The organism is Acinetobacter sp. NPDC052428 (genome assembly GCF_044547685.1).
In the GTDB taxonomy this organism is placed as follows: domain Bacteria; phylum Pseudomonadota; class Gammaproteobacteria; order Pseudomonadales; family Moraxellaceae; genus Acinetobacter; species Acinetobacter lwoffii_G.
On the sequence record NZ_JBIUAT010000012.1, the window covers coordinates 68,583 to 74,582 of the forward strand.

Here is a 6,000-nt window from a genome sequence, read left to right on the forward strand (position 1 = left end):
AAATGTGGATAATTTTGGACATTGAGGCATTGATAAAATTTGAAAAATCTCAAAATTGATTACTTTTTAAACAAAATTATTGGCAAGAACTATCAAAAACGATCATAAAAAAGCCGAGTTGTTTCCAAGTCAGCTTTTCGACATCGTCGAGCATTATCACTATAACACAAGTATTTGATTTTTATTTGTTTAAAATATGAATTTCGTATAAACGCCATTATGTTAAATGTGATAAAGAATAGATAATAAAATTTAATTAATGAGACATAATCTGTCGTGTATTTTTTAAACAGCACACAATAAATGGTTTAAAAATAGTAATGTACTCTAATAAATTTTTTATTATCAATATCTAAGAGTTATAGAGCTATGTCACGACCAGAAATACCAAATTTAAGAACTTGGCCACGCAATTTAAGTACCTCCCAATATGGTGGATTATCTACATCTCAGTATGGCGGAATGTCCACGTCTCAATATGGTGGAATGTCCACGTCTCAGTATGGCGGAATGTCCACGTCCCAGTATGGTGGAATGTCCACGTCTCAGTATGGCGGATTGTCTACGTCTCAGTATGGCGGATTGTCCACGTCCCAGTATGGTGGACTGTCTACGTCTCAAGGAGGTGGCATGTCTACATCTTCAATTAATGTCTATAAAAGTAATATTCCACCTTGGCCAGTGTTTTTATTAGAACTAGAAACTAGAGGGTATCTTGCACAGGCTCAATTGATTAGAAGACATATTCCCTCATTCTTATATCCTGAAAATTTCTTTTAAATTTTTTATTAAATAAAAGGACATCTTAAATCGGTGTCTTTTTGAGATGTATGTAATTCTTACATTTTTAGGTAGGGGATATTTTGTATAACTCTTTCTCATTAAAGAAAGTTCTTGAGCTTTATGCTGCCATACCACTGATATTGATAGCTTTAGCTGGCACTTATAAGTTTGGTTACTTTTCTACGTTTGATGCTTTATGGATATTACCTTCTATATCCGCTTATAGCTTATTTTACTCAATTCTAATTACTACTTTATTGTTCGCTTTTGGGAGCATAATTTCTTTAATTTATTTATCTATTTCTGCATGGGTAGGTCACTCATATTTACTGATTTTTTCCGTACTATTTATAACAATATCCATATTCCTGATAGGAAGAGAGACATCAATTGCCTTATCAACTAAGTTAATTCCGCTTTATTTTGGTGTGTTTTATTATTCCTATGTACATAGTTCTATATTTGGAGGACAGATAGAGCAATACTTTAGCTCCCCTTTAGTACTATTTTTAACGATTATTGCTTTTGGTGGTATGTTCGGAAGTGGTATGAACGATGCAAATAAAGCCATTAATAATAAAACACTCCCAATAGTATTGTTTGATCAGCAAACGTCATATCCAAGTGATCAGTCTGATTGGAGACTATTAGAAGCAATAGATACCAGATTTGTTTTGATTAATCTTAAAAATAGAACAGATTATGGCTATGAAATAAAAGTAGTTGAATACAGTAAAGTTGACAGTATCTATTAATTTAATAGCTATCAATTTTATAACGACTTTATATTTTTCCTAAAATTAACATAATACACCTTATACGAAACGCGATTGTAATAATCATTTAATATCAATTATTTATATTAAAATAGAAAACTCAAAAAACAGCAAAAATCCGGCTTGGAAACAAGTCGGATTTTTTATGAGCGGTTTTGATAGTTCTTGCCAATAATTTTGACTGAAAATTACACTTATTACCTTGAGTGATACAAATATGTGATACATTATTGTATATACAAATTTGAATGTTTTTTATGGAACAGTATTTCGAATGGGATGAGGCAAAGAATCGAAAGAATCAGCAAAAGCACGATGTCTCTTTCGAAACAGCAAGCCTTATTTTTGAAGATCCGCTAAGGATCTCAATTCAAGACAGACATACCGATGGTGAAGAACGTTGGCAAACCATTGGAAAAGTAAAAGGTGTACTAATGCTACTAGTAGCCCACACCATCTTTGATGAAGATGACTGTGAAATCATACGAATCATTAGTGCAAGACAGGTAACTAAGGCGGAGCGAAATCAATATGAGCATGGTTAGATATACACGCAAAGAGCTGAATGAAAATTTCAGCGACAAGCAAAATGCTGAAATTAAACGTCTCCTTGCTAAGGGAACTGTATCTGATGATCAATTAGATCTGTCTGATATTCCTGAAATCACCGACTGGAGTAAGGCAGTTCGTCATGGGCAATTTTATCGTCCAGTGAAGCAACAGACTTCTGTTCGCTTAGATGCTGATGTACTGGCATGGTTAAAAGCACAAGGGAAAGGCTATCAAACACGTATGAACAAAATTCTGCGTGAAGCAATGTTGGAAGATTTAAAGAATCATTCTTAAAAATGAAATGGGAGCAATAGCTCCCATTTTTAGCTTCGTATAAGTACCATTATGTTAAATAAAATTTATAAAAGGAAAAGTGCGCTTAAATTTTTCTGAGACATGTGGGTTGTTCTTTAGGTATTCAATGGATTGTTCTTGCGTAGAAATAGGGTCAAAAATATCTATTCCCCTTAGATAAGAAATGCCTTCTAACGCTATTTTTTCTGTTTTTGATAGCCTAGAGCTTGGTACAAATCCAATAACTGAATGAATCTTCGCTAATGAGTCCTCGAAATCTATAAGATCAAACATATAAAGTGGTATTTCATCTTGATTTAAATCGTTAATACAAAGCTCAATCCACTGTCTAAACTCATTTAGATTAATTGCTTCTGAAAATAGACACCCAATAGCAAATCCAAGATCAGAATTTTCTTCTTTATATATTTTCCACATACTTAATATTTTCTAAAATTAACATAATACACGTTATACGAATCTAAAAATGGGAGCCTTTAGCTCCCATTTTTACTATATTTTTTAAAGTCTTAGGCGTGTTGTACTTTGAGTTTTAAGCCTAAAGCATTCACTACACGATTAATCGTATCAAAACGTGGTGCTGAATCATGACGTAGGGCTTTGTAGAGTGCCTCACGCCCAATTCCTGCTTCTTTAGCGATTTGAGTCATGCCACGAGCTTTAGCAATAACACCAAGAGCATGAGCTAATTCAGCTGGATCATTCTCTTCAAGAACCATGTTGAGATACATCACAATATCTTCTTCAGTTTTGAGTGACTCAGCCATATCAAAACTTGGTAAATCAGCGACTCTAACCATTTTAATCCTCCAATGTTTTCGATAGTTTGACTGCACGATCGATGTCTTGTTGCTGAGTTGATTTATCTCCTCCACCAAGCATTACAATCACTACGTCACCATGTTGGATGTAATACATCCTCCACCCAGAACCGAAGAATTCTCTCATTTCCCAACCGCCATCTTGGAGAGGTTTGATGTCTCCCCCAATTTCCACGTTGAACCTTATCTAATCCACGATTCAAGTGAATACGAGTCATATTGTCTTTAATGCCATCCAACCATTCATCAAATTCTGGAAGACGTATAATTTCAAGCATGAGGATTCCTTATCTTCTCACTATATTGTATTTGATCGAATACAATATGCAATTAATCTATACGAACATCCATTATGTTAGAACCCATTTAAAGTGTCTATGCGATAAACCATTTAAAATCTCCTGTTTTTAACTGCAAGAGTCAAGCACAGGATTTAAATTTCTTTGTTCAATAACAGCTTTCTGAGCTTTACGACTCGGCATACTTTTCTTGGCCCGGGAACGTTTATTTTTTTTTCCAGTTCTTCATGCTGTTGTTGGATATGATTCAGAACAGCACCCAACCGTTTATTCTCAACAATCTCTCGCTGATTCAGCTGACTTAATTTATCGAAGAGGCTGTAATTGATCTTTCGGCCATCATGCATGATCGCCACAGTGCCATCCGGGTACTCCAGAAATGAAATGTATTGCTCAACAAGCTTATGATTTAGCTCTGTCGGTTCAAGCAGATAAATACACTTGTCATACGTGATGGTGAGGTTCTTCGTGACCTTACGCGTTTCCTGCCAGGTGAATATATCCTCCAACTCAGCATCAGATTCAGTTAGAGGACGATGTAAGTTCTTTGAATTTCGCGCACACTTGGCAAACTTCTGGTTGAACTGCTCAATAAAGCAGGGCAACCATGCATTGGCCTCAGCAATCGAACTGATGCCTTCCAGACGCATCTCCTTGATCAAACGGTCTTGAAGGGTTCTATTCGCGCGTTCTACGCGACCTTTAGCCTGTGGTGAGTTGGCAAAGATAATATCAATCTTTAACTCATTCAGAATCCGGCCAAATTGCGTGATTTTGCTGTCCTGGCTCGATTTCTGGTTCACTCGGAAGACCGAATGTTTATCGCTATAAAAGGCCAGAGGCTTACCGTATTGTTCAATGTAGGCTCGGGTTGAAAGCATATAGTCGAAGGTCGTTTCCGCCTCACAGAAGCGCAGATGCAACAGCTTTCCAGTGGCATCATCGATATAAACCAGCAAGCAGCACTTAGCAGCGCGTCCTTCAAACCAGTCATGATATGAGCCGTCAATCTGGATTAGCTCACCGAAGCAATCCCGGTTATAACGTGGCTGATATGGACGTTTAAGGCGCTTGGATCGTGGAATCCAGAGGTCATTTGCAGTCATCCAGCGCCGAAGCGTTTCTACCGGGATATTCAGGTCAAACATGCTGCTGAGCTTCTCATGGGCCAAGGTAGGTCCAAATCCCAGCAGATGTTCAGAAATAATGGAAAGAAATTTTGATTTTAATAAATCGTCATGGCGATGATGGCCCGGTTGACCACGACTGGCATGCGACATACTTGAAACACCATCTTGATTGAGCTTCTGTAATAACCGGGTAATTTGACGGGTTGAAAGATTAAGGATTTCAGCAGCACGGACTTGTGTAATACGATGATCTCGAACGTCTTGCAGAACAGCAAGACGTTGAATTTCTTTGTCAGACATAGTGATCAGCATCTATATTTCATATCCAGTCCATGATGGTGAAAACCATCATAAACTAGACATTTTTATTGGTGAGAATATAGACATTTTGAATGGGTTTTAACACAAATTGTAAGCCCAAAATAGAAATGTCCGCTTTTAGAATGTGCACTTTTGCAATTTCCTTAGCGGACGGTTTGATATGTTGGTGTCTATGTCGGATAAAGAACTTAAACGATTGTCGGTTTTGCAGGAAATCTGCGATCAACGCATAACTCAATCCCAGGCTGCTCAGCTACTTCTACTTCATATTTCAGAATGTCAGGTCAGACGCTTACTGCAGAAATACAAAGTTCAAGGTCCAGCTGCATTATAGCCCATACGGGTCGTGGCCAAACCAGCAATTCCAGGCTTTCTGAAGAACTCAGACTCAAGTGCCTCAATATTGTTTCTGATCAACTGCATGGTTTCGGACCAACCTTGGCGCATGAAAAGCTTATTCAACAGGAGTTATGGTTCATTCTGACCAAGGCAGTCAGTACTGTAGTCGTGCTTTTAGAGCGCTATTATTGACGAATAACTGTATTCAAAGTATGTCACGCAGTCTTGCGCAGTACACTGCTCATGTTGGGACAATGCAGTGACTGAAAGCTTCTTTCATACATTGAAAGGTCATGTAATCCATGGCAGTGTGTTTGCCACTCGAAAAGAAGCGAATGCTGTCTTATTTGACTATATCGAGATTTATTACAATCGAATCAGAATACATTCTGCAAATGGCTGGTTAAGTCCTGAAGCCTTTGAACAAAAATATTGTAAGAATTTAGAGGGATCGAATGTCCACAATACTGTCTAGGATCAGATAAAGGATTCTGCATCTGAAAAAAGGCCTTTAGCTTAATTCTGAGCTTCGACTAGGGTCTGTTGACATTTACTGTTCATAATTAACGCTATAAAGGTAGCCATAAAAATATACAGGCTAAAGCAACAGAACTTTGATAATTTCTTTTGAGCTTGTCATATCGAGTAGCTATTCCTCTAAATT

Annotated in this window: 6 protein-coding genes and 5 pseudogenes; 6 read left to right on the plus strand and 5 right to left on the minus strand. The window is 37.2% G+C overall.

The window, feature by feature from the left end:
- Window positions 1-430 precede the first annotated feature (430 nt).
- The 4 genes from ACIG3F_RS08780 (at window position 431) to ACIG3F_RS08795 (ending at window position 2,405) form a co-directional block, all read left to right on the plus strand.
- Complete coding sequence (locus ACIG3F_RS08780; RefSeq protein WP_396469853.1) at window positions 431-694, plus strand: hypothetical protein; 264 nt, start codon at window positions 431-433, stop codon at window positions 692-694.
- A 169-nt stretch (window positions 695-863) separates the two neighbouring features.
- Complete coding sequence (locus ACIG3F_RS08785; RefSeq protein WP_111885976.1) at window positions 864-1,538, plus strand: hypothetical protein; 675 nt, start codon at window positions 864-866, stop codon at window positions 1,536-1,538.
- Between the two features lie 278 nt (window positions 1,539-1,816).
- On the plus strand, window positions 1,817-2,104 hold the full coding sequence (locus tag ACIG3F_RS08790; RefSeq protein ID WP_180039136.1) for a BrnT family toxin: 288 nt from the start codon (window positions 1,817-1,819) through the stop codon (window positions 2,102-2,104).
- Window positions 2,091-2,405, plus strand: coding sequence for a BrnA antitoxin family protein (locus tag ACIG3F_RS08795; RefSeq protein ID WP_180039137.1), 315 nt, complete (start codon window positions 2,091-2,093; stop codon window positions 2,403-2,405). Before ACIG3F_RS08790 ends, ACIG3F_RS08795 begins: the two co-directional genes overlap by 14 nt.
- Window positions 2,406-2,459: 54 nt before the next feature.
- Here ACIG3F_RS08795 and ACIG3F_RS08800 read toward each other — a convergent pair whose 3' ends face one another.
- From ACIG3F_RS08800 to ACIG3F_RS08815, 4 genes and pseudogenes are all read right to left on the minus strand, one after another.
- Window positions 2,460-2,843: a hypothetical protein gene (locus tag ACIG3F_RS08800; protein WP_180039174.1), complete on the minus strand. Its 384-nt coding sequence runs from the start codon at window positions 2,841-2,843 to the stop codon at window positions 2,460-2,462.
- Between the two features lie 92 nt (window positions 2,844-2,935).
- A complete protein-coding gene (locus tag ACIG3F_RS08805) occupies window positions 2,936-3,226 on the minus strand; it encodes an addiction module antidote protein (RefSeq protein WP_180039173.1) in 291 nt (96 codons plus the stop codon).
- Between the two features lies 1 nt (window position 3,227).
- A pseudogene (locus ACIG3F_RS08810) lies at window positions 3,228-3,525 on the minus strand (type II toxin-antitoxin system RelE/ParE family toxin).
- A gap of 129 nt (window positions 3,526-3,654) precedes the next feature.
- Window positions 3,655-4,988, minus strand: a pseudogene (locus ACIG3F_RS08815) (ISNCY family transposase).
- Window positions 4,989-5,169: 181 nt separating this feature from the next.
- On the opposite strand from ACIG3F_RS08815, the pseudogene ACIG3F_RS08820 reads away from it, so the two are divergent.
- Window positions 5,170-5,453, plus strand: a pseudogene (locus ACIG3F_RS08820) (helix-turn-helix domain-containing protein); the annotation flags it as partial.
- A pseudogene (locus ACIG3F_RS08825) lies at window positions 5,447-5,811 on the plus strand (IS3 family transposase); the annotation flags it as partial. The pseudogenes ACIG3F_RS08820 and ACIG3F_RS08825, both read left to right, overlap by 7 nt.
- 94 nt (window positions 5,812-5,905) lie before the next feature.
- Here ACIG3F_RS08825 and ACIG3F_RS08830 read toward each other — a convergent pair.
- Window positions 5,906-6,000 (minus strand): annotated as a pseudogene (locus tag ACIG3F_RS08830) (IS5/IS1182 family transposase); the annotation flags it as partial.

Bases quoted from the DNA above. Each gene is read 5' to 3' on its own strand.
- ACIG3F_RS08780 (WP_396469853.1), top strand. From the start codon at position 431: ATGGTGGATTATCTACATCTCAGTATGGCGGAATGTCCACGTCTCAAT.
- ACIG3F_RS08790 (WP_180039136.1), top strand. From the start codon at position 1,817: ATGGAACAGTATTTCGAATGGGATGAGGCAAAGAATCGAAAGAATCAG.
- ACIG3F_RS08795 (WP_180039137.1), top strand. From the start codon at position 2,091: ATGAGCATGGTTAGATATACACGCAAAGAGCTGAATGAAAATTTCAGC.
- ACIG3F_RS08800 (WP_180039174.1), bottom strand. From the start codon at position 2,843: ATGTGGAAAATATATAAAGAAGAAAATTCTGATCTTGGATTTGCTATT.
- ACIG3F_RS08805 (WP_180039173.1), bottom strand. From the start codon at position 3,226: ATGGTTAGAGTCGCTGATTTACCAAGTTTTGATATGGCTGAGTCACTC.